Annotated in this window: 21 protein-coding genes; 9 read left to right on the top strand and 12 right to left on the bottom strand. The window is 66.5% G+C overall.

What is annotated here, in order from left to right:
* Positions 1-4 precede the first annotated feature (4 nt).
* Positions 5-838, bottom strand: a complete 834-nt coding sequence (locus tag AC1DSO_RS00255) for a peptidylprolyl isomerase (RefSeq protein ID WP_477066914.1) — start codon at positions 836-838, stop codon at positions 5-7.
* A gap of 416 nt (positions 839-1254) precedes the next feature.
* Here AC1DSO_RS00255 and AC1DSO_RS00250 point away from each other — a divergent pair, with 416 nt between their 5' ends.
* The 3 genes from AC1DSO_RS00250 (at position 1255) to AC1DSO_RS00240 (ending at position 2171) form a co-directional block, all read left to right on the top strand.
* Positions 1255-1464 (top strand): cold-shock protein, encoded by a 210-nt coding sequence (locus AC1DSO_RS00250; RefSeq protein ID WP_477066913.1) that lies wholly within the window; start codon positions 1255-1257, stop codon positions 1462-1464.
* Positions 1465-1562: 98 nt separating this feature from the next.
* Positions 1563-1757: a hypothetical protein gene (locus AC1DSO_RS00245; protein ID WP_477066912.1), complete on the top strand. Its 195-nt coding sequence runs from the start codon at positions 1563-1565 to the stop codon at positions 1755-1757.
* Between the two features lie 156 nt (positions 1758-1913).
* Positions 1914-2171: a hypothetical protein gene (locus AC1DSO_RS00240; protein ID WP_477066911.1), complete on the top strand. Its 258-nt coding sequence runs from the start codon at positions 1914-1916 to the stop codon at positions 2169-2171.
* Positions 2172-2230: 59 nt separating this feature from the next.
* Here AC1DSO_RS00240 and coaD read toward each other — a convergent pair whose 3' ends face one another.
* Positions 2231-2722, bottom strand: coding sequence for a pantetheine-phosphate adenylyltransferase (coaD, locus tag AC1DSO_RS00235; protein ID WP_477066910.1), 492 nt, complete (start codon positions 2720-2722; stop codon positions 2231-2233).
* 27 nt (positions 2723-2749) lie between these two features.
* The gene (gene gyrA / locus AC1DSO_RS00230; protein ID WP_477066909.1) at positions 2750-5521 is read right to left on the bottom strand and encodes a DNA gyrase subunit A; all 2772 of its coding nucleotides are present in this window, start codon (positions 5519-5521) and stop codon (positions 2750-2752) included.
* 125 nt (positions 5522-5646) lie between these two features.
* Between gyrA and sodC the strand changes: the two genes are divergently transcribed.
* Positions 5647-6171: a superoxide dismutase[Cu-Zn] gene (sodC, locus tag AC1DSO_RS00225; RefSeq protein ID WP_477066908.1), complete on the top strand. Its 525-nt coding sequence runs from the start codon at positions 5647-5649 to the stop codon at positions 6169-6171.
* A gap of 1 nt (position 6172) precedes the next feature.
* Here the strand turns inward: sodC and AC1DSO_RS00220 are convergent, their stop codons facing one another.
* Both AC1DSO_RS00220 and AC1DSO_RS00215 read right to left on the bottom strand, forming a co-directional pair.
* Complete coding sequence (locus AC1DSO_RS00220; RefSeq protein ID WP_477066907.1) at positions 6173-7114, bottom strand: DMT family transporter; 942 nt, start codon at positions 7112-7114, stop codon at positions 6173-6175.
* Positions 7111-8373, bottom strand: coding sequence for an adenosylmethionine--8-amino-7-oxononanoate transaminase (locus tag AC1DSO_RS00215; RefSeq protein ID WP_477066906.1), 1263 nt, complete (start codon positions 8371-8373; stop codon positions 7111-7113). Before AC1DSO_RS00215 ends, AC1DSO_RS00220 begins: the two co-directional genes overlap by 4 nt.
* Positions 8374-8444: 71 nt before the next feature.
* On the opposite strand from AC1DSO_RS00215, the gene bioF reads away from it, so the two are divergent.
* Complete coding sequence (gene bioF / locus AC1DSO_RS00210; protein ID WP_477066905.1) at positions 8445-9599, top strand: 8-amino-7-oxononanoate synthase; 1155 nt, start codon at positions 8445-8447, stop codon at positions 9597-9599.
* Positions 9596-10255, top strand: coding sequence for a dethiobiotin synthase (bioD, locus tag AC1DSO_RS00205; RefSeq protein WP_477066904.1), 660 nt, complete (start codon positions 9596-9598; stop codon positions 10253-10255). The genes bioF and bioD overlap by 4 nt, the downstream gene beginning before the upstream one ends.
* Positions 10256-10270: 15 nt before the next feature.
* On the opposite strand, the gene AC1DSO_RS00200 is transcribed toward bioD, so the two are convergent.
* On the bottom strand, positions 10271-11125 hold the full coding sequence (locus tag AC1DSO_RS00200) for an NAD(P)-dependent oxidoreductase (RefSeq protein WP_477066903.1): 855 nt from the start codon (positions 11123-11125) through the stop codon (positions 10271-10273).
* Positions 11126-11240: 115 nt separating this feature from the next.
* Between AC1DSO_RS00200 and AC1DSO_RS00195 the strand changes: the two genes are divergently transcribed.
* Both AC1DSO_RS00195 and AC1DSO_RS00190 read left to right on the top strand, forming a co-directional pair.
* Entirely contained in the window at positions 11241-12140 is a 900-nt protein-coding gene (locus AC1DSO_RS00195; protein ID WP_477066902.1) for a flagellar motor protein MotB, read from the top strand.
* 116 nt (positions 12141-12256) lie between these two features.
* On the top strand, positions 12257-13096 hold the full coding sequence (locus tag AC1DSO_RS00190) for an arginyltransferase (RefSeq protein WP_477066901.1): 840 nt from the start codon (positions 12257-12259) through the stop codon (positions 13094-13096).
* 8 nt (positions 13097-13104) lie between these two features.
* On the opposite strand, the gene AC1DSO_RS00185 is transcribed toward AC1DSO_RS00190, so the two are convergent.
* From AC1DSO_RS00185 to AC1DSO_RS00170, 4 genes are read right to left on the bottom strand one after another with little or no spacing between them, the layout of a single operon-like run.
* Entirely contained in the window at positions 13105-13872 is a 768-nt protein-coding gene (locus AC1DSO_RS00185; protein ID WP_477066900.1) for an SDR family NAD(P)-dependent oxidoreductase, read from the bottom strand.
* A gap of 13 nt (positions 13873-13885) precedes the next feature.
* Positions 13886-14818: an NAD(P)H-dependent flavin oxidoreductase gene (locus AC1DSO_RS00180; protein WP_477066899.1), complete on the bottom strand. Its 933-nt coding sequence runs from the start codon at positions 14816-14818 to the stop codon at positions 13886-13888.
* Positions 14815-15777, bottom strand: coding sequence for a quinone oxidoreductase family protein (locus tag AC1DSO_RS00175; RefSeq protein WP_477066898.1), 963 nt, complete (start codon positions 15775-15777; stop codon positions 14815-14817). The genes AC1DSO_RS00180 and AC1DSO_RS00175 overlap by 4 nt, the downstream gene beginning before the upstream one ends.
* A gap of 36 nt (positions 15778-15813) precedes the next feature.
* A complete protein-coding gene (locus AC1DSO_RS00170; protein ID WP_477066897.1) occupies positions 15814-17124 on the bottom strand; it encodes a serine hydrolase domain-containing protein in 1311 nt (436 codons plus the stop codon).
* 196 nt (positions 17125-17320) lie between these two features.
* On the opposite strand from AC1DSO_RS00170, the gene AC1DSO_RS00165 reads away from it, so the two are divergent.
* Complete coding sequence (locus AC1DSO_RS00165; RefSeq protein ID WP_477066896.1) at positions 17321-18760, top strand: hypothetical protein; 1440 nt, start codon at positions 17321-17323, stop codon at positions 18758-18760.
* Between the two features lie 69 nt (positions 18761-18829).
* Here AC1DSO_RS00165 and AC1DSO_RS00160 read toward each other — a convergent pair whose 3' ends face one another.
* Positions 18830-20218 carry a serine hydrolase domain-containing protein gene (locus AC1DSO_RS00160; RefSeq protein WP_477066895.1) on the bottom strand — a complete coding sequence of 463 codons (1389 nt, stop codon included), beginning with the start codon at positions 20216-20218 and terminating at the stop codon, positions 18830-18832.
* Positions 20215-22491: a DNA topoisomerase IV subunit A gene (gene parC / locus AC1DSO_RS00155; protein ID WP_477066894.1), complete on the bottom strand. Its 2277-nt coding sequence runs from the start codon at positions 22489-22491 to the stop codon at positions 20215-20217. Before parC ends, AC1DSO_RS00160 begins: the two co-directional genes overlap by 4 nt.
* Positions 22492-22507 lie beyond the last annotated feature (16 nt).

Here is a 22507-nt window from a genome sequence, read left to right as displayed (position 1 = left end):
GCCGTCATTTCACCTGAACCGGGACGTCGACATCGCAGTTGGTAAAGCCGGCGCCCAGCTCCCCCTGACGCTTGGTCACCAGCGCCTTGAAGGCGGCCGAGCGGGTGTCCATGACCTGAACCGAGGGGCGCTTGTCGGCCGGCAGGTCGGCCAGCAGTTTAACGCTCAGCATCTTGTCCTGAGGATCAGGCACGGGCTCGCCGACCTTGATAGCGCGCGCCACGTCGACGCCCTGCAGTACGCGGCCGAAGGCGGTGTAGGTCTTGTCCAGCGAGGCGTTGGCCTGGCGCATGAAGAAGAACTGGCTGTTGGCGCTGTCGGGATCGCCGGCGCGAGCCATGCCCAGCACGCCGGAGCAGAAGTTGCCCCAGGTCGCCACCTTGCGGTCGGCGGTCATCACCGCCAGGGCCGAGGGTTGGCTGGTCACCGGTAGGACGCCGACCCAGCCGGACTCGTTGGTTCCGGCCTTGAAGCTGGCGCCCAGCGGGGTATCCGCGCCGCGGCGGAAGGTGAACTCGGCGGTCAGGTTCGGCTGGTCCGAACCGCCGACGCCGGTGTTCTGAGGGTCGCCCGTCTGGGCCATGAAGTCGCTGATGACGCGGAAAAAGGTCAGGCCGTCGTAGAAGCCACTCTTGACCAGCCCCCGCACGCGCTCGACGTGGTTTGGCGCGGCCTGCGGATAGAGCTCGGCGATGATCCGGCCCTTGTTCGTTTCGACGACGATGACGTTGTTCGGGTCCGGCGTGCGCCAATCCGAGACGGTCTGGGCCGAGGCCGCCTGAACGGAGGCCGTCATAGCGGCGAGCGCCAGGGCGGCGGCGGTCGTGGCGAGCTTCATCGAATTCCCCGAACAAATAGGTCGGGGTCGGGCGTAGAACGCCACGGCCTCCCCGACAAGTGCGGCGATGTTGAAGCGCAGGATTTCGGCCGGATAACGGCGGCGGTTCGGGATGCGACTTCGAGAACGACGCCACATTGTAAACTTCAAACGTGGCGACACCTCTCCTTGGCCGGGAAAGGCAGCTGGACGGCCGCTGCGGGGATGCTGATGGGTGGGTTTGGAGAAAATATAGTTTTCACTCGCAATTCATTGATCGACGTGAGAGTATCCCTTATCGACTTGCGCTTTGGCTTCGGTTGCTCTCCACGCTTGATCTTCGGATTGAGTGCCGGGCCCACCAAGAACCTCTCCGACATTTTGATCTCACGCGCCGTTCGGTGCGCGCGAGCCTTCGTGATAAAAGAGATATTCCTATGAATACCGGCACCGTGAAGTGGTTCAATTCGACCAAGGGCTTCGGCTTCATCCAACCCGACAATGGCGGCCCGGACGTGTTCGTCCACATTTCGGCGGTTGAGCGTTCGACCCTGGGCTCGCTCCAAGAAGGTCAGAAGCTCAGCTACGAGCTGGAGCGCGATCAGCGCAGCGGCAAGATGTCGGCGGGCCAGCTCCAAGCCGCGTAAGACCAAGGCTAACGTCGGAGCCAGCGGCTCAGGACGTAGCTTAGGATAGGGGGCGGCGGGCCTGGCTCGCCGCCTTTTTTCACATTTCGAGGAAGGCGATGACCCCATCGACCATCGAGCGCGCCTATGCGCTCGCCCGCTCCGGCAAGTACGCGACCGTGGCCCAGCTCCAACAGCGACTGAAGGAAGACGGCTGTCACGCCGTCGAAGCGCTTCTCGCGCCGCGTTCCATCAAGAGCCATCTGGAGGCCATCTGCGCGGCGTCCTCGAGGGCATTGCTCGTTCAGGGCTGAACGACGCGCTCACCCGCGACCATAGAGGCGAGGCGAACGGACGGAGAGCGCTCGGCGCCTGTCCGCCGCCGACGCCGAGATAGCGGGATGCGCGATACGCCGCGCGAAGCGCGAAAGTTAGAGTCCTAAGCGGAGAAGAGCCCTCGGGCGAAAATCATGACCGTTCAGAACGATCTCGACCTCCCTCACCTCATCGCCGATCTTCAAGCCCGGTCGATCATCCACCACCACATCATCATGCAGCTGGTGCGTCGCGAAGCGGCGGCCTCCGGGGACACGCGCAAGTATCTTTCGGATCTCACGGACGATCTGACGAGGATCACCGACGAAACCCTCCCGCTCGACGACACGCGCGCCGCGGCGATGAGCATGCGTGACTATCTCGATGACTTCCTCGTCAGGGCCGGGACCTGAACCTGGTCGGCGCTCAGCGGGTCTCCTGGCCAGCCTGATCCGAGAGCGTCACGAGCCGCTCAGCCCCGCTTCACCTTGACCAGCAACTGCTCGGCCACGCCGGCCGGCACGAACTTGGAAATGTCGCCGCCCAAGGCGGCGATCTCCTTGACCAGACGCGAGGCGATCGCCTGGTGTCGCGGATCGGCCATCAGGAAGACGGTCTCGATCTCACGATCCAGTTGCTGGTTCATCGCCGTCATCTGGAATTCGTATTCGAAGTCGGCCACGGCTCGCAGGCCGCGCACGATCATCTGGGCGTTCACGTCCCGCGCGAAGTGCATCAGCAGGCTCTCGAACGGCCTGACCTCGATCTGCGCGATGTTGGTCAGGTGCGCCGTCTCGCGCTCCAGGATGGCCACCCGCTCGTCCAGCGAGAACAACGGCCCTTTGCCGATGTTCACCGCCACCCCGATCACCAGCTTGTCGACCAGCTTCACGGCCCGCCCGATGATGTCGAGGTGGCCATTGGTGACAGGATCAAAAGTCCCCGGATAAAGCCCGACCCGCATGCAACCCCCTGCTCTAAGGTTCGAGGGTTACAGGGTCTCTTCCGCCCCGCTGTCCTCGCCCTGGTTATCGTCCCCGCCGGAATCGGCGAGTCGCTCGACGCTGACGACATGCTCGTCCTGCGCAGTGCGGAAGATGGTTACGCCTTGAGTATTCCGCGCCGCAACACGAATTTGCGAAACCGGCACCCGGATCAGCTGCCCCTGGTCCGTCACCAGAAGGATCTGGTCGCTTTCGTCGATCGGGAACGAGCCCACCAGACGACCACCGCGCTTGCTGAGATCCTGAGCGGCGAGCCCTTGACCGCCACGGCCCGTGCGGCGGAAATCATAGGCGCTGGTGCGCTTGCCGAAGCCTTCCGACGACACGGTCAGCAGGATTTCCTCCGCCGCGCCCAGTTCGGCGATGCGTTCCGGCGTCAGAGTGGTTTCGTCGCCGTCTTCCTCGCCCTCCTCCGCCGCCACTGGGGCGTCATCACCCTCCTCGCCGACCGCGCGCAGCATGGCGCGCTGGTGCTTGAGATAGGCAGCGCGTTCGGCCGGGGTGGCGTCGACGCTGCGCAGCACGGCCATCGAGATGACCTGATCCTCGCCCGCCAGCCTCACACCCCGCACGCCGGTCGAATCGCGGCTTGCGAACACGCGAACCTCGTCGACCGAGAAGCGGATGCAGCGGCCCGCCGCCGTGGTCAGCAGCACGTCCTGGTCGGCATTGCAGACGGCAACGCCGACGATCCCGTCGCGCCCCCCAAGTTCATTGGGATCCAGCTTCATGGCGATCTTGCCGTTGCGGCGGACGTCGACGAAGTCGCTAAGCTTGTTGCGACGCACGCTGCCCGAGCGGGTGGCGAACATCACGTCCAGGCCGCTCCAGGTGGCCTCATCCTCTGGCAGGGCCAGGATCGAGGTGATGGTCTCGCCCGGCTCGATCGGCAGCAGATTGACGAACGCCTTGCCGCGCGAATTGGCGACGCCCTGCGGCAGGCGCCACACCTTCATCTTGTAGACCTTGCCGCCCGAGGTGAAGAACAGCAGTGGGGCGTGAGTCGAGGCCGAGAACACGCGGGTGACGGCGTCCTCGGTCTTGGTCGCCATGCCCGACTTGCCCTTACCGCCCCGATGCTGGGTGCGGTAGGCGGCCAGCGGCGTGCGCTTGACGTAGCCGCTCATGGTGACGGTGATCACCATGTCCTCGCGGACAATCAGGTCCTCGTCTTCCATGTCCGCGTCGCCGTCCACGATCTGGCAACGGCGCGGAATGGCGAACTTCTCGCGGACCTCGACTAGCTCTTCGCGGACCACGGCCATGATGTTGGAGCGGTCGGACAGCAGCTCGAGGTAGCCGCGGATGGCCTCGGCCAAAGCGGTGGCCTCGTTGCCGATTTCGTCGCGGCCCAGGCCGGTCAGACGCGACAGAGTCAGGGCCAGAATGGCGCGGGCCTGCTCGTCGGTCAGGCGGATCAGGCCGCCGTCTTCCTTGAGGGTGCGCGGGTCGGCGATCAGCTCGACCAGCGGCAGCATGTCGCCGGCCGGCCAGGACTTGGCCACCAGGCGTTCGCGGGCCTCGGTCGGATCCTTGGACGAGCGGATGATGTGGATGAACTCGTCGATATTGGCGACGGCGATGGTCAGGCCGACCAGCACGTGGCCGCGGTCACGAGCCTTGCCCAGCTCGAACTTGGTCCGCCGGACGACGACTTCCTCGCGGAAGTCGATGAACAGCTTGACCAGCTGGTGCAGACCCATCTGCTCGGGACGACCGCGGTTCAGGGCCAGCATGTTGACGCCGAACGAGCTCTGCAGCGCCGTGAAGCGGTAGAGCTGGTTCAAGATCACTTCGCCCGAGGCGTCGCGCTTCAACTCGACCACGATGCGCATGCCGTCGCGGTTGGACTCGTCGCGGATGTCGGCGATGCCCTCGATCCGCTTCTCGCGGACCAGCTCGGCGATGTGCTCGACCAGGTTGGCCTTGTTCACCTGATACGGGATTTCGGTGATGATGATGGCTTCGCGGCCGGCCCGGATTTCGTCGACGCTGGCCACGCCGCGCATGATGACCGAGCCACGGCCCGTCAGCAGCGCCTGGCGCGGGCCGGCGCGGCCGATGATCTCGCCACCGGTCGGGAAGTCGGGGCCGGGCACTATATCCAGGAGTTGGTCGGTGGTGACATTCGGGTCATCGATCACCAGCAGGCAGGCGTCGATGATTTCGCCGAGATTGTGCGGCGGGATGTTGGTGGCCATGCCGACGGCGATGCCGCCCGCGCCGTTGACCAGCAGGTTCGGGATCCGCGCCGGCAGAACGGTCGGTTCCTGCTCCTTGCCGTCGTAGTTGTCGGCGAAGTCGACCGTGTTCTTGTCGAGGTCAGCTAGCAACGACATGGCCGGCGGGGCCATGCGGCATTCCGTGTAGCGCATGGCCGCGGGCATATCGCCGTCGACCGAGCCGAAGTTGCCTTGGCCGTCGATCAGGACAAGCCCCATCGAGAACGACTGGGTCATCCGGACCAGGGTGAAGTAGATCGAGGCGTCGCCGTGCGGGTGGTACTTACCCATCACGTCACCGACCACGCGGGCCGACTTCACGTATGGACGCTCCGGCGTCTGGCCCTGCTCGTGCATCGAGAACAGCACCCGCCGGTGCACGGGTTTCAGACCGTCGCGCGCGTCCGGCAGGGCGCGGCTGACGATCACGCTCATCGCGTAGTCGAGATAGGAACGGCGGAGTTCGTCCTCGATATTAATCGGGGCTACATCCCCGCGAGAACCGTCGGCGGGGATCGTGGTGTGTTCGTCGCTCAAGGGAATTTTTCGCCGTCAGAATCGGACACGGAACAGTCTGAAACTGTTAGCATTGGGACGTGGAAGGCGCCACCTTTCCGGCCGCTTCATCCCCTGCTGTTGGCTTGAATCCGAAGGAAAAACGCATGATCCGCCTCCCCGCCGCGACCGCGCTTAGCCTCGCCGCCCTGATCGCCGCCTCGCCCGCCCTGGCCCAGACCTCCGCGACCGCCGTGGTGAAGACCGGCGACGGCAAGGACGCCGGCGTGGTGACGCTGACCGAGGCCCCGCACGGCGTGCTGCTGAAACTGGAACTGAAGGGCCTGACGCCCGGCTGGCATGCGACCCACTTCCACGAAAAGGGCGACTGCGGCGCGCCGGACTTCAAGTCGGCCGGCGCCCACGTTCACACGGCGGCCACCACGGTCCATGGCCTACTGAACCCGGCCTCGAACGACAGCGGCGATCTGCCGAACGTGTTCGCGGGCGCCGACGGCGCGGCCACGGCCGAGGCCTATTCGACCCTGGTGTCGTTGAAGGGCGCCGGCGGCCGCCCCGCCCTGCTGGACGCCGACGGCTCGGCGATCGTCGTCCACGCCAGCCCCGACGACCACAAGAGCCAGCCGATCGGCGGCGCCGGCGCCCGAGCCGCCTGCGGCGTGATCAAATAGCCTAGACGGTTTCGGCCAAGGCCGCCTCGGCCTTGGCCCTTTTCTCGGTCAGGGCGACCAGGGCCACGCCGACCATGGTCGCCGCGCCGCCGATCAGGAGCTGGGTCGATAGCTTGTCACCCAGGAACAGCACCCCGATCGTGCAGGAGACCAGCGGGGTGAGCAGGAAATACGGCGTCACGCGCCCGGCCTCGCGCCGCTGGACCAGCCAGAAAAGCAGGGCGCTGGCCCCGATCGTCGAGACCACCCCGGCGAACACCACGCAGGCCCAGGCGATCGGCGGCGCGGCCTGGACCCTGGCGACGACGTTCTTCTCGAAGGCGAAGGACATCGCCATCAGGGTGGGCGCAGCCATCAAGGCCGTGATCGCCTGCACCTTGAGCGGCTTGGCGCCTGGCGTCATGCGCACCAGGACGGTAGCCAGGGCCCAGCAGGCGCTGGCGGCCACCACCAGGACGATGGCGGGCAGATCGCCGGCGGTGTGCGGGTCCAGGCTCATCCAGGCCACGCCGACGAAGGCGACCACCAGGCCCAGTACGGCCGGGATCCGCATGGTTTCGCCGATCAGCCGCCAGGCGAACAGCGCCGTGAGCGGGATCCATAGCTGGCTGGCCACCACCAGCGGGCTCAGCGACTTGCCCATGCCGAACGCCACATAGATCAGGCCGAAGTGGATGGGACCGGTCAGAACGACGATCGCCGCCAGCTTCTTCGGTTCGGGGAACGGCGGACGGATGAACGGGAACAGGAAAACCAGCGCCGCCAGGAAGCGCAGCCCGCCGACCGTCATCGCCGGCAGATAGTGGGTCGCCACCTTGGCGGCGGCGTTGTTGATCCCCCAGGTCAGGATGATCGCCAGGATGGCGAGATATTCCAGGACCGTGAGCGGAGACGACTTGGAGGACATGGCCGTGCTTGGACCAGACCCGGCCCCTCGGGTCAATCGACGCCGACCACCTTGCGGACAGCGGCTGTCAGCAGATCGAGATCGGTGTCCGGCGTCGTGAAAGCCGGGGTCAGATAGACGACCTTGCCCATCGGCCGGATCCAGGCGCCTAGCTCGGCGAAACGGGCGCAGAAGTCGCTCACCGGCACGGGCCCGTCGAACTCCACGACCCCGATCGCGCCCAGGCTCCGCACGTCGACCACGCCCTTCCCCGCCCGGCACGGTTCCAATCCGCCGGACAGCGCCGCCGAGACCCGCGCCACGTTCGCAGCCCACGTTCCGTCCTCGAACAGGTCCAGCGAGGCATTGGCAGCTGCGCAGGCCAGCGGGTTGGCCATGTAGGTGGGGCCGTGCATCAAGGCCGCGCCCGGGTCGTCGGACCAGAAGGCTTCGAACACCTTGCGCGACGCCACCGCCGCCGACAGCGGCAGGGTCCCGCCGGTAAGGGCCTTGGACAGGGTGACGATGTCGGGCTCGATCCCCGCCGCCTGCATGGCGAACAGCGTGCCGGTGCGGCCAAGGCCCGTGAAGATCTCGTCGAAGATCAGCAGCACGCCGTGCTTGTCGGCCAGGCGGCGCAGGGTTCGGAGCACCTCAGGCGGATGAAGGATCATGCCGCCCGCGCCTTGGACCAGGGGCTCGACCAGGATCGCCGCGATCTCATGGCCCCTCTGGGCCAGCAGGGCGTCCAGCGTGGCTTCGCTCTCTGCGCCTCGCGGCAGATCGGCGATCACTTGGTCGGGCATGACTCCGGCGAACAGGCTGTGCATGCCCTCCTCCGGGTCACAGACCGTCATCGTCGCCAGCGTGTCGCCATGATAGCCGCCCCGGAACGCCAGGAACTTGCTCCGCCCTCGAACCCCGCGATTGATCTGGAACTGCAGCGCCATCTTCATGGCGATCTCAACCGAGACCGAGCCGCTCTCGGCGAAGAAGACATGGTTCAGCTCGCCCGGCAGCATCTTCGCCAGACGCGCCGCTAGCCGATAGGCCGGCTCGTGCGCCAGGCCGCCGAACATCACGTGCGGCATCCGCTCGATCTGCTCGCGCAGAGCGCCCGCGATGTGGGGATGGTTGTAACCGTGGCAGGCCGTCCACCACGAGGCCAGGCCATCCACCAGCTCACGCCCGTCCGCCAGCACCAGGCGCGAGCCCCGGGTCGCCATCACCGGCAGCGGCGGTCGCGCGGTCTTCATCTGGCAGTAGGGCCGCCAGACGTGCGGGGCGCCGGCGGTCAGCCAGTTCAAATCAGTCATGACTGTTTCCGTTTGCGGACTCGGGGCGCATTGCCTATGCCCGCCGCCCAGCGGCCGCAAAGGGAAACGACATGCAAAGCCTCGACGCCTTCGCCGGCGAGAAGCTGGCGGCCCTGGACGCCAAGAGCCTGCTGCGCCGCCTCAAGCCCACCCGCCGCCACGACGGGGCCGTGGTCGAGCGCGACGGTAGGCGGCTGATTTCGTTCTCATGCAATGACTATCTGGGCCTCTCGCAGCATCCCGCCGTCCGCGCGGCCGCGGCCGAAGCGGCGCTGAACTATGGCGCGGGCGCGGCGGCCTCGCGGCTGGTCACCGGCGACTACCCGCTGCTGAGCGATCTGGAAAAGCGCCTGGCGCGCCTGAAAGGGACCGAGGCGGCCTGCGTGTTCGGCTCCGGCTATCTGGCCAATACGGGGGCGATCCCAACCTTGGTCGGGCCTGGCGACGCGATTTTCGTCGACGCCCTGGCCCATGCCTGCATTTGGGCCGGCGCGCAGCTGTCGGGCGCCAAGATCATCAAGTTCGGCCATAACGATGTCGCCGACCTGGAACGGCTGCTGTACGCCGAGCGTCCCCTCGTCCGCCGCGCCCTGGTCGCGACCGACGGCGTCTTCTCGATGGACGGCGACATCGCCCCGCTGGACGTGCTGTCGAACCTCTGCGCGCGCCACGACGCCTGGCTGCTCAGTGACGACGCCCACGGCGTTGGAGTACTGGCCGAGGGCCGTGGTTCCGGCGCCCTGTTCCAGGACGCCGACATCCCGCTGCAGATGGGCACGCTCTCCAAAGCGCTGGGCTCGTACGGCGGCTACCTGTGCGGCTCCCAGGCGGTCGTCGACTTGCTGAAGACCCGCGCCCGGACCCTGGTCTACGCCACCGGCCTGCCGCCCGCCTCGGCGGCCGCCGCCTTGGCGTCGCTAGACATCATCGAAGCTCAGCCGGCGTTGACCGCCCAGCCGGTAGCGAAGGCCCGCCTGTTTACCCGGCGCCTTGGCCTGCCGGATGCGGTCAGCCCGATCGTGCCGGTGGTGCTGGGAAGCGCCGACGCCGCCCTCGCCGCCTCGACCGCGCTGGAGGCGCAAGGCTTCTTGGTCGTGGCCATCCGCCCGCCGACCGTGCCCGAGGGCACGGCCCGCCTGCGCGTGGCCTTCAGCGCCGCCCATGACGACGCCGACGTGATCCGCCTGGCCGACGCGATCGCCAGCCTGCGCAGGATCGCCGCGTGACGGCGCTGTTCGTTGCTGGAACCGGCACGGACCTGGGCAAGACCCACGTCGCCTGCGCCCTGCTCCGGGCCGCTCGGGCGCGGGGCGCGACGGTGGACGCTTTCAAACCCGTGGTCAGCGGCTTCGATCCAAACGCGCCGGAGACCAGCGACCCCGCTCGCCTCGCCGCCGCCCTAGGCCGACCGCACGATTGGGCCAGGGTTTCGCCCCGCCGCTATCGCGCGCCGCTGGCGCCGAACCTCGCCGCGCGGCTGGAAGGCGAGACCTTGCTGATGGCCGATCTCGTCGCCGATTGCCAAACCTGGCTGGCTGGCCGCGAGGTCGATTTCGCCCTGATCGAAGGCGCGGGTGGGGTGATGTCGCCGATGACCGACGACGCCACCAATCTCGACCTGATGGCGGCCCTCGGCTTGCCGGTCCTGCTGGTCGCCGGCAGCTATCTCGGCACGGCCAGCCACCTGCTGACCGCGCTGGAGGTAGTTCGAGCGCGCGGTCTGCTGGTCGCCGCGATCATCGTCAGCGAGAGCCTCGACGCGCCCGACTTGGGTCAGACCGCCGAGATGCTGCGGGCATTCGAGCGAACCGCGCCGATCATCGTGGCGGCGCGGGATACGGACTGGGACGCGAGCGAACTGGCGGAACTGTTGCTCGGCTGAAGCGCCCTGCCCGCCCTACTTCTCCAGCCGCGCCACCAAGCTGGACGTGTCCCAGCGACTGCCGCCCATGGCCTGGATCTCGGCGTAGAACTGGTCGATCAGGGCCGTGCTCTCGAGCTTGGCTCCGTTGCGACTCGCCTCTTCCAGGGCGATCCCGAGATCCTTGCGCATCCAGTCGACCGCGAAGCCGAACTCGAACTCGCCGCGCGCCATGGTCGGCCAGCGATTTTCCATCTGCCACGACTGGGCCGAGCCCTTGGAGATGGCGGCCAGGACGTCGTCGGTCGGCAGGCCGGCGCGCTTGGCGAAGTGCAGCGCCTCGGCCACGCCTTGGACCACGCCGGCGATGGCGATCTGGTTGCACATCTTGGTCAGCTGGCCTGCGCCGACCTCGCCCATGCGGCGGACGGCCTTGGCGTAGACCTCGATCACTGGAAGGACGCGGTCGTAGGCGACCTGTTCGCCGCCTGCCATGATGGTCAACTGGCCGTTCTCGGCGCCAGCCTGGCCGCCAGACACCGGGGCGTCGACGAAGAACCGCCCACCCTGGGCCACCAACTGCGCCATCTCGCGGGCGACCGTGGCCGAGGTGGTGGTGTGGTCGACGATCACCGCGCCTTCCGCCAGGGCCGGCAGCGCCTGCGCCACGACGTCGCGGACGTCGTTGTCATTGCCCACGCAGAGCAGAACGACGTCCACGCCGGCCACGGCCTCAGCGATGGTCTCGAAGGCTTGCCCACCATGCTTTTCGGCCCAGCGCCGGGCCTTTTCCGGGCTGCGGTTATAGACGGCGACCTCGTGGCCAGCGGCCTTCAGGTGGCCCGCCATCGGAAAGCCCATCACGCCCAAGCCGATAAACGCCGTCTTCATGCCGCTGCTCCACAAAACAGGATGTGGGATTACGCGTCCCTCGCGGTCTTCGGCAACCCCATCTTAACGTCCTTTGGGCAGGTTGCGACCTTACGGTTAAGCAGGCTTAAGCACGATGGCGGTCAACAGCGAACAGCCGATCATCATTAAGAAGATCAAGAAGGGCGGCGGTGGTGGACACCACGGCGGCGCCTGGAAGGTCGCCTATGCCGACTTCGTGACCGCGATGATGGCCTTCTTCCTGCTGATGTGGCTGTTGAACACGACCAGCCCGGAGCAGAAGCAAGGCATCGCCGACTATTTCGCGCCCGCTTCGATCTCTTCGACCACCAGCGGATCGGGCGGCATCCTGGGCGGCACGTCGCTGGGCGACGATGGCGCTAAGGCCGACGGCAAGATGTCGGTGATCCAACAAATGGCGCCGGAAGCTCCGGACAGCGTCAGCAAGGATGGTCAGAGCACCAACACCGCCAGCCTCGACTCGGCCAGCGAGCAGGCCCTGCGCGACGCCCTGGCCAAGAAGGAGCAGGACAGCTTCGCCTCGGCCGCTCAGTCGCTGCGCCAGTCCTTGCAGGACATGCCGGAACTGGCCGAGCTTTCGAAGCAGATCCTGATCGATCAGACCCCGGAAGGCCTGCGCATCCAGCTGGTCGATCAGGAAGGCCGGGCGATGTTCAAGGAAAACTCCAAGGAGCCGAACGACCGCGCTCGCATCCTGCTGCGCGCCGTCTCCAAGGTGATCACCCAGCTGCCGAACCGCGTGACCATCTCGGGCCACACCAGCGCCAACGCCTTCGGCAAGAAGCAGGACGGCGACTGGTCGCTGTCGGCCCAGCGCGCCGACGCCTCGCGCCAAGTCTTGCGCGGCGCCGGGGTCGACGACGACCGCATCTATCAGGTGTCCGGCAAGGCTAATTCCGAACCGCTCTACGCCGACGACCCCACCCTGGCGGGCAATCGCCGGATCTCGATCATCCTGTTGCGCGAAAAGCCCGTCCTGCCAGATGGCCTGTAACGGGGCAGCCTGTGACCGTTAGCCGCGCGGGCCCTCCGTTGAGCTTGCGCAACTGAACGGTATGCCCCCTAATCTCGTTCAGGGCAGACGATGAGCTGAAAGGGGCCAGGGCTAAAGTGACGCAGCATTTTCCGACGCGACAGCTTCGGTTCTTCCTGACGGCGCCCACGCCATGCCCGTACTTGCCCGGTCGCGAGGAACGGAAGGTGTTCGCCCACCTGCCGCTGTCCGACGGCCCCACAGTCAATGACAGCCTGACCCAGGTTGGCTTCCGCCGCTCCCAGAACATCGCCTATCGCCCGGCCTGCGAGACCTGCCGCGCCTGCCAGTCGGCCCGCGCGCCGGCCGCCGACTACGTGCTGTCGCGCTCGGAGCGGAAGGTCCTGAACCGCAACGACGACCTCGAACGGCATCTGGTGGAAGCCGAGGCCACGCTGGAGCAGTTCGAGCTGCTGCGGCGCTATCTGCTGGCCCGCCATGCCGACGGCGGCATGGCCGAGATGACTTGGCCCGACTACGTGGCCATGGTCGAAGACACCGCGGTCCGAACCCACCTGATCGAATACCGCCGCAAGTCGGAGGACCGCGGGCCCGGCGACCTGGTCGCCTGCGTGCTGGTCGACGTCCTCGCCGACGGCCTGTCGCTGGTCTACAGCTTCTACCAGCCCGATCAGGTCCGCCGCAGCCTCGGCTCGTTCATCATCCTGGATCACATCGTCCAGGCCCAGCAGGGCGGCCAACCCTATGTCTATCTCGGCTACTGGGTGCCAGGCAGCGAGAAGATGGCCTACAAGGCCCGCTTCTCGCCGCTGGAGATCCTCAAGCCCGGCGGCTGGTCGCTGATGTCGGCCCGCGAGCGTGGCGCCCGCCCGCCCAGCATGCGCGGCGGCGCCAAGGATCCTTGCGACCTACCGCTCAGCGACGCCGAACCGGCGGAGATCGAGGACTTGGACTAGCGCCGCGCTCACCGCGCGAAGCTGACGCCCCCGTCCACCGTCACCGCCGAACCCATCACGTAATCCCCCGCCCGCGAGGCCAGGTAGATGGCCGCGCCAGCCATGTCCTCGTCCTCGCCGATACGGCCCGCCGGGATCGCCTTGGCGACCGCGTCGGCATGGTCGCGGGCGACCTTGTTCATGTCCGAGGCGAATGCGCCAGGCGCGATGCAGCTGACGGCGATGTTGTCGGCGGCCAGGCGCAGGGCCATGCGCTTGGTCATGTGCAACAGGCCGGCCTTCGAGGCGCCGTAGGGATAGGTCTCGTCCTTGGTCACCGACTGGCCGTCGATCGAGGCGATGTTGATCACCTTGGCGACATGATCCTTCCCCGCCGCGCGCAGCTGGGCGATCAAGGCCTGGGTCAGGAAGAAGGGCGTCTTCATGTTGAGGTCGACGGTCTTGTCCCAGCCGACCTCGGGGAACTCGTCGAAGGTCGCGCCCCAGGCCGCGCCAGCGTTGTTGACCAGGATGTCGAGCTTGGCTTCGCGCTCCTTGATCCGGTCGGCCAGGCCCTGAATGCCTTCCATGGTCGAGATGTCACCTGGAAGGGAAATGCACTCGCCGAACTCCGACAAGGCCTCGGCGGCGGCGTCGCACGCGGCGGCCTTGCGGGCGGTGATGAAGACGCGCTTGGCGCCGTAGACGAGGAAGCCCTTGGCGATCATCGCGCCGATACCGCGCGAGCCGCCGGTCACGAGCGCGACGCGGCCTTCCAGCGAAAAGAGGTTCTGCATGGTCGTATGTCCTCTAGAAGCCGCGCGCGGCGGCCAGGGCGCCGAGGCGTCCGGTGATGTCGTGGAACTGGGCGACGGTCTCGTCGATGATGTCTCGGGCCGTCTTGATCTCGTCGATCAGGCCGGCGGTCTGGCCGGCCAGCGCGGGCGCGGCCTCCATGTCGCCGCCGAAATAGACCTTCAGGATGTTCTTCAGCACGTCGGGCGGCATGACGCCGGCGTCGAAGATCTCCTTGGTGCGCTCGGACTTGAGCGCCCGGATGCAGGGGCTGGCCTTCTTGTTCAGAACCCAGGTGCCGGTCTCTTTCGCCCCCGTGATCGCGGCCTTGTAGTTGTCGTGCACCGGGCTCTCGGCCGAGCTGACGAAGCGGGTGCCCATCTGGATCGCCTCGGCCCCCAGGGCGAACGCCGCCGCCATGCCGCGCCCGTCGCAAATGCCGCCGGCCGCGATCAGGGGCACGTCCACCCTGGCCCGGATCGCCTGCAGTAGAACCAGGGTCGAGACCTCCTCGGGGTTCTTGAAGCCGCCGCCCTCAGCGCCCTCGACCACCAGGCCGTCCACGCCAGCCTCGACGCATTTGACCGCCGCGTCGAGCGTCGGCACGGCATGGTAGACGACGATGCCGGCGTCCTTCAGGGGCCCGACGAACTTGGCCGGGCTGCCCGCCGACGTGGTGACGAATTTCACGCCGCTCTCGCAGACGAAACGCAGCATGGCGTCGTCGCGCAGGAACAGGATCGGCAAGTTCACCCCGAACGGCAGGCCGCTGTCGGCCATCTTGGTGATCTCGGCCTTGCAGTTTTCGGTCTCGCCCGAAGACGTTTCGATTATCCCCAGGCCGCCCGCGCGTGACACCGCCGAAGCCAACGGATAGCGGGCGATCCAACCCATCGGGGCCTGGATGATCGGGTACTTCGCGCCCGTATGGGCCAGGACGCGGTTCATGGGATCAGCAACACCCGGCCGACGGCCTGACGACTCTCGATATAGGCGTGGGCGGCGGCGGCCTCGGAGAGCGGGAAGGTCTTGTCGATCACCACCTCCAGCTCGCCCTTGGCGGCCCGGTCAATCATGTCCTGGATCAGGTCGTGGACCCGGTCGGTCATGATCTCGGCCCCGAGGAACACGCCGGTCAGGGAGCGGTTGCCGCCCATCAGCGACGACACGTCGACCTTCATCGGCTCGCGCCCGGCGTTGCCGACCAGCGAAACCCGGCCACGATAGCCGAGCGCGCCGAGACTGCCCGCTAGCGTCGCGCCACCGACCGGATCGACGACAAGGTCGACGCCTTTTCCGCCGGTCAGCTTCATCACCTGCTCAACAAGGTCGTCGCGGCTGTAGTTGATCCCGTGGTCCATGCCGAACACCTTCAGGCGTTCCAGCCGCTCGTCGCTGGAGGCCGAAGCCAGCACGGTGGCGCCCGCTTGCTTGGCCAGCTGGATGGCGGCAATGCCCACCGCGCCCGCCCCGGCCTGAACCAGAACGGTCTCGCCGGCCTTCAACCGTCCCGCGCCGAACAGGCACTCGTGCGCCGTGCCGAACGGCACCGGAATGGCCGAGGCCTTTTGGATGTCGAAGCCGTCGGGGACCGGCCAGGCGTTGCGGGCCGGAACCGCGCGCAGCTCGGCGTGCGAGCCGAAGGCGTTCACGGTGACGACCCTTGTCCCGACCTTCAAGTGGCTGACCTCGGCCCCGATCTCGACGATCTCGCCGGCCGCCTGATAGCCGACGATGTGCGGGCTGTCGGCCATCTGACCGCCGCCGCGATTGAGCGTGTCGCCGCCCTCGATGCTGACCGCCGCAACGCGGATCACCACGCCCTGCGGATGGACCACCGGATCGGCAACATCCTCGTAGCGGAAGACGTCCGGCGCCCCGGTCTCGTAATAGACAGCGGCCTTCATGGCGTTTCTCCCTGTTATTCTTGTGGGCCTTAAAGGCTATTTCTTGGGATCGACGAGGGCGTCGTAGACGAGCTTGGCGCTGTCCTTGTCGATTTCCTTAATCGCAGGGTCGCCGTCCTTGTTGAGGACGTGGATCATGCCCAGGAAGAAGAGGTCGTTCTTGGGATCGATCCAGAACCAGGTGCCGGCCGCGCCGCCCCAGCTATAGGTCCCCTCGCCCTGCGGTCCCGCCTTGGCGCTGTCCAGCACCACCGCGAAGTCGAGGCCAAAACCCCTACCCCGCCCCGAGTTGAACGGCGGAACATCGGAATTCATGATCGCGTCGCTGAGCATGTTGGTCCGCATCAGCTTGACGGTTTCGGGCTTGAGGATGCGCTTGCCCTCCAGTTCGCCGCCGTTCAGCAACATCTGGGCGAAGCGGGCGTAGTCGGCGTTGGTCGACACCAGGCCGCCGCCGCCAGAGGCCAGCGCAGGTGGCTTGGAGATGTCCAGCACCATGAAGCCCTCGGCCGGGACCAACTTCTGGGCTTTCGGCGCCCAGACGTAGAGCGAGGCCAGGCGATTGGCCTTCTCGGTCGGGAGCCAAAAGCCGGTGTCGGTCATCTTCAAGGGCGTGAAGATGCGCTGCCGCATGAAGTCGCCCAGCGATTGGCCCGACAGCTTCTCGACGATCAAGCCCTGGATATCGACCGAGACGCTGTACTTCCACCGCGTTCCGGGCTGGGCCACCAGCGGCAGGGCGGCGATCTTCTGGACGAACTCCTGGCTCGATTTGGCGCCCAGCACGCCGGTCGAGACATAGGCCTTGTCGATCGGATTGTCCGGGATCAGGCCGTAGGCGAAACCGCCCGAATGGCTCATCAGCTCGCGCATGGTCGGCGGGCGATCGGCGGGGACGGTGTCGAACGAGCCGTCGGCGTTGACGCCTTTGAAAACCCGCAAGGACGCGAACTCGGGGATGTACTTGCTGACCGGGTCGTCCAGCTTCCACCTGCCCTCTTCGTAGAGGATCATCATAGCGACGCCCGTCACGGGCTTGGTCTGGGAGTAGATGCGGAAGACCGTGTCCTTGGTCATCGGCGGACCTTCAAAGCCCTTTTTGCCGTGGACCTCGTAGTTCACGACCTTGCCGTGACGGACCAGCATGGTGGTGACGCCCGGCAGATGACCGGTGTCGACCAGGCCCTGCATGTGGGCGTCCAGCTTCTTGAGACCCTCGGCAGAAAAGCCGGCGCTCTCCGGCGCGGCCGCGGTGATCGCCGCCTTGGGCTTGGCCAGGGCTACAGAAGAGCCGCCCCCGAGCAGCGTCGCGGCCAACGCCGCCGCGACCAGTTTGCGAAGCACCAACACGCCCTCCCGAACAAATGTTTGAGACGACCTTAGAGCGCGTATCCTTGTCTTGAAACCCGCTTTTTCAGCGAGCGCCGCATATCTGCGACCCCACGAAGGTTACAGCTTTTTCATGCATGGGCGGGTTGATCGAACAGCGTTCATGTATATTTCTTACTGCACAAGCGATTACGAAATACGGGAGAGCGCCGTCATGGCCACGATCGACAACCTGGTCACGATCTACCGCAATGTTCATCGCCTGCCGGCGAACTCGGATCTCCCCGCCAACGCCTGGAGTCAGCTGACCCTGATGGCGCAAGGCATCGATATCGCGCGCGGCGGCCAGTTGGCCGGCGACCTCTGGACCTATGCCGGCGCCGTGCGCTGGATCCAGGATAGCGCCAAGGCGACCACCGAGGTGGCGGTGATGTCCTATGGATTCCTGACCGACACCGCCCTTGGGACCGCGGGACTGGACTATCTGGTCTCGGCGACGGGTGGCAATCCGAACAATCTGAACAGCGCGTATTACGCGAGCTTCAGTCTCGAGAACCGCTACATTAATTTCGCGACGAACCTGATCAAGAATGGTGAAGGCCGTGACGCCTTCGTCGCCGCGTATGGCGAGAACGGCTCGCCCATCAACACCTTCCAAAAGACCTATCTGAAGCTATTCGGCGTCGAGAAGACGCTCGACGAGATCCTCGCCATTCTGAACGAGCCCGTGCCGGATGGTCATGGCGGAACCTACGCCCGCATCGCCTATTTCGAAGCGATTGGCGGCGACGGCTCCTTCGGCATCGGCACACGCGCGGCCATGGTCGGTTGGCTGATGGCCGAGGCGGTGAAAGCCGACAAGGGCCCCTATGTGGAGGCTATGCACGCCTATCTCGCCGACGTCGGCCTGGACGGCAAAGCGACAGCGTTGCCGGCCTTTCTCTCGACCTACGGCAAGGGCGGCGACCATGCCCCGGGCGGCGCCGCCGATCCGGGCCTGCCGGGCGAGACCGCGCGCTTCGCCCACGATTGGAATGTCGACGCCTTCAATCAGGAGCCCGACGACAACACCCACGTCCTGGCCAGCGACGGCAATGACGTGATCAAGCCGGCGATTGGCGACCAGGGCGGTCTCGACGCCAATCGTCATATCCGCACCGCCGCCGGCAACGACATCGTCGTCGTCGACAATGGCGTCATGCGTGGCCTCATCGACACTGGAACCGGCAATGACGTCATCTTCCTCGAGAAGCTGGACGGGCGTGTCATCACCGGCGCTGGCCACGACAAGATCGACATCGGTTCTTTCGCCGACCTGCATCTGACCAGCGGCAAAGCGACGAACATCGCCTTGATCGAGGATTTCCAGAAGGGTTTCGACCAGTTGGGCTTCGCCGGCGTGGTCGGACCAGGTGAGAAGAAGCAGATCGTCTTCATCGCCACAGCCACGTTCGACGACGCCCTGACAGCCTATGCCGGCCTGACCGCCGCCAATAGCAACACGGTCTTCGAGTGGAATGGCGACACCTACGTCTTCCACCAGAACGCCACGGCCGGCGTCGACGTTGGCGACGGCCTGATCAAGCTGGCCGGCGTCACCGGCGTGACGGTCGGCAAGGGAACCGACGCAGCCGACATCCTGTTCGCGGCCTAGAACTTCAGCCCTTCTAGGATCGTGACGGAGCTCCCCTCGCCAACGCGGGGGGAGCTTTTTCTTGGCGCTTTAACGCGCCGCCGTCTTGATGGGCGGCTTAGCCGGCTGCTGACCCGGGACCACCAGCGGCGGACGCTCCAGAGCCTGGTAGACCAGAGTGCGCGACTGGGCGTCCAGACCCGAACCGACCCCACCCAGGCGCTGGATCATGCCGACGAAGAACAGGTCATTGACCGGGTCGATCCAGAACCAGGTGCCGGCGCTGCCGCCCCAACTGACCGTGCCGGGTCCCACCGGCGCGCCCGAGGCGGCCGGGTCGACGGCTACGGCCATGTCKAGGCCATAACCCATGCCGGCGGCGAACGGGAATGGCTTGGGTCCCGGCTTCAGCACGCCCGCCGTGCCGTTGGTGGTGACCACGAAGCCGGATGGCAAATGGTTCTGGGTCATCAAGGCCACGGACTCAGGCCTGAGGATCCGTATGCCGGAAAGCTCGCCCTTGTTCAGGATCATCTGGGCGAAGCGGGCGAAGTCGCCGGCGGTCGAGACCAGCCCGCCGCCGCCCGAGGGCGCGGCCGGAAGCTTGCTGACATCGCGCCACGCCCCCTCGACGGCTGGGACCAGCTTGCCGGTCAGCGGATCGGCGTCGTAAAGCGCCGCCAGCCGTCCCAGCTTCTGTTCGGGCACGTAAAAGGCGGTGTCCTTCATGCCGAGCGGCGCAAAGATGTGCTCTTCCATGAACACCGGCAGGCTCTCGCCCGATAGTTTCTCGACGATATAGCCCTGGATGTCGGCGGCGACGCTGTAGCGCCACAGCTGCCCCGGCTCGGAGAACAACGGCAGGCCGGAAACCTTCTGCACCAAGTCGTTCAGCGACGCCGACTGCAGTACGCCGGCCCGGTAATAGGCTTGGTCGGCCGGGCTGTTAGGGTCATCGGCCAGGCCATAGGCGAAGCCGGCGGTATGGGTCATCAGCTCGCGCATGGTCGGCTGGCGCGAGATCGGGGCCAGAATCGGCTGGCCGGCCGCGTCGACGCCAGCGGCGATGCGCAGATCAGCGAACTCGGGTACGTACTTGCTGATCGGATCGTCCAGCTGCCAGAGACCCTGCTCGTAGAGGATCATCATGGCCACACCGGTGACCGGCTTGGTCTCGGACCGGATGCGGAAGATGGCGTCGAACGGCATCGGCTCGGCGCCGAGGGCGCGATGGCCAAAGGCCTTGGCGTGCACGATCCGGCCGTGCCGGGCCAGCAGGGTCACACCGCCGGCGATCTGGCCGTGGTCGACCATCACCTGCATATGCTCGTCCAGCCGTTTCAGGCGCTCGGCGCTGACGCCGGCGTCCTCGGGCTTGGCCCTGGGCAGGGCCAGAACGGGCGTGGCGGCGACGGCCGCGAAGCCAAAGACGCAGGCCAGCAGGCTCAGCGCGCGGCGACGCAGCCGTCCCGTCCTCATTTCGGTTTGAACCGCTTGCTGGTCGGGAAGCCCTTGGGCGCCAGCTTGCCGGCCCCGGCCCGACGGCCGGCCCATTCCTTCCACTCGGCCCACTCGCGGCGGCGGCCGGCGGTGTCGATCCAGAAGGCTCCGGCCTCGGCGTTGAACGACAGGCCATCGCGCAGGCCGCCTTCGCGGTAGGCCTGCAGCTTGACGCCCTTGCCGCGCGGCATCTCCGGCAGCTCTTCCAGCGGGAAGATCAGGATCTTGCCGTTGTCGCCGACCACTGCGAACTGGTCGCCGACGGCCTCCAGGCAGAAGGCCGCGCCAGCGGCGTCGACGTTCAGGACCTGCTTGCCGGCCTTGCGGTTGGCCAGGGCTTCTTCCTCGGGCATCAGGAAGCCATAACCCAGTTTCGAGGCCAGAATGCGTTTGCGGCCGGCCTTGAACGGGAAGACGTCGATAATCTTCACCTTGTCGTCCAGCTCGATCATCATCCGCACCGGCTCGCCATGGCCGCGCGCGCTGGGAAGCTTGTCGCAGCCCAGCGTGAAGAAGCGGCCGTCGCTGGAGAAGATCAGCAGCTTGTCGGTGGTCTCAGCCGGCACCAGGAAGCCCAGCTTGTCGCCTTCCTTGAACTTCAGCTCGGACGGATCTTCCACCTTGCCCTTGGCGGCGCGGATCCACCCGCGCTCGGACAGGATGATGGTGATCGGCTCGCGGACGATCAGCGCTTCGATCGCCGCGTCGGCGTCGACGACCGGGGCGTCTTCGAAGATCGAGCGCCCCTTCACGCCCGTCGGACGAGCCTTGTCCAGCGGATGCTTGATCTTCAGCAGCGAGGCTCGGACCTCCGACAGACCCACACCGACCAGCTTCCACTGCTTGGCGTCGCTGGCCAGCATGGCCAGGATGCCGTCGCGCTCTTCCACCAGTTCGGCGTGCTCGCGGCGGATCTCCATCTCTTCCAGCTTGGCCAGTTGGCGCAGCCGGGTGTTGAGGATGGCGTCGGCCTGGATCTCCGAAAGGGCAAAGGCCTCGATCAGCTTTTCCTTCGGCTTGTCCTCATAGCGGACGATCCGAATGACCTCGTCGAGGTTCAGATAGGCGACCAGCAGGCCGTCCAGGATATGCAGACGGGCTTCGATCTTCGCCAGGCGGTGACGGGCCCGGCGGGTCAGCACTTCGCGGCGGTGGGCCAGGAAGGCCATCAGGGCCTGCTTGATGCCCATGACGCCTGGCGTGCCGCGCGCGTCCAGCACGTTGATGTTGACCGGGAAGCGGCTTTCCAGCGCCGAGAGCTTGAACAGGCTCTCCATCAGCACTTCGGGCTCGACGTTCTTGGACTTCGGCTCGAGGACCAGGCGGATGTCCTCGGCGCTCTCGTCGCGGACGTCGCCCAGCAGCGCGGCCCTCTTGCTGTCGATCAGGTCGGCCAGCTGCTCGACCAGGTCCGACTTCTTGACCTGGTACGGGATCTCGGTGACCACGATCTGGTAGGTGCCGCGACCGGTGTCCTCCTTCTCCCACTTGGCGCGAATCCGCACGCCGCCGCGACCGGTCTCGTAGGTCTCCAGCAGCGAGGCGCGCGACTCGACGATCACGCCGCCGGTCGGGAAGTCCGGGCCCGGGACCTTTTCCAGGATCTCTTCGGTCGTCGTATCAGGATTGGCCAGCAGCAGATGGCAGGCGTCGATCAGCTCGGCGGCGTTGTGCGGCGGGATCGAGGTGGCCATGCCGACCGCGATGCCCGACGAGCCATTGGCCAGCAGGTTCGGGAAGCCCGACGGCAGGACCAACGGCTCCTCGTCCTGGCCGTCATAGGTCGGCTTGAAATCGACCGCGTCCTCGTCGATGCCGTCCAGCAGAAGCGTCGCCGCTTCCGTCATCTTGCACTCGGTGTAGCGCATGGCCGCGGCGCTATCGCCGTCGATATTGCCGAAGTTGCCCTGCCCCTCGACCAGCGGGATGCGCTGCGAGAATTCCTGGGCCAGGCGGACCAGGGCGTCGTAGATCGACTGGTCGCCGTGCGGGTGGAAGTTACCCATCACCTCGCCGACCACCTTGGCGCATTTGCGCGCCGCGGAGTCGGGGTTCAGGCGCATGTTGCTCATCGCGTACAGCACGCGACGGTGCACGGGCTTCAGGCCGTCGCGCACGTCGGGCAGCGCCCGCGAGCCGATGGTCGAGAGCGCATAGGCCAGGTACCGCCGCGACAGGGCTTCCGTCAGCGGTTCGTCGAGGATGCGATCGCCGTCGTCGGGACCGCCGGGAGGAAGGACAGGCTTGTTCATCGAGGGGATTCGTACT

The sequence above is a fragment of the Caulobacter sp. P4_E5 genome, assembly GCF_056401555.1.
This window is presented reverse-complemented; position numbering and strand designations above follow the sequence as displayed.